The sequence below is a fragment of the Lactobacillus sp. UMNPBX17 genome (assembly GCF_002553735.1).
Classification (GTDB): domain Bacteria; phylum Bacillota; class Bacilli; order Lactobacillales; family Lactobacillaceae; genus Lactobacillus; species Lactobacillus gallinarum.
The window spans coordinates 1-348 of the sequence record NZ_PCYT01000195.1; the positions used below are offsets into that span (position 1 = coordinate 1).

Annotated in this window: 1 pseudogene; it reads right to left on the reverse strand. The window is 28.7% G+C overall.

The annotated features are described in order from the left end of the window. Positions 1–29 precede the first annotated feature (29 nt). Positions 30–348: pseudogene (locus CP368_RS10270) on the reverse strand (hypothetical protein); the annotation flags it as partial.

Here is a 348-nt window from a genome sequence, read left to right on the forward strand (position 1 = left end):
AATATACAGAATTTAATTTTCAAAAGTGTTCAATTTGAAATTGCAATTTTCGAAATAGAAAAAACTCTAAATTTTCCTTTACCATTAGGATCGAAAAAATCCGTTCCTTTATTGACCGTAGATTCAAAAATACTGTCATTAAAATAATCAATTATTTCTTTAGAGATATCGTGGCTTAGAATTTCTTTTATTCTTTTGCTATTTTGTCGATGTAAAATATCGATTGCTGTAATTTCGCTGGCAATTTGCTGAGGATTTTTACTTAAAGAAAGAATATTTTTGTAGGTAGAAGTATTTTTAATGAAAAACGCCCGAAAATCCCCGTATTTTAATGCGGGGATGGATAGG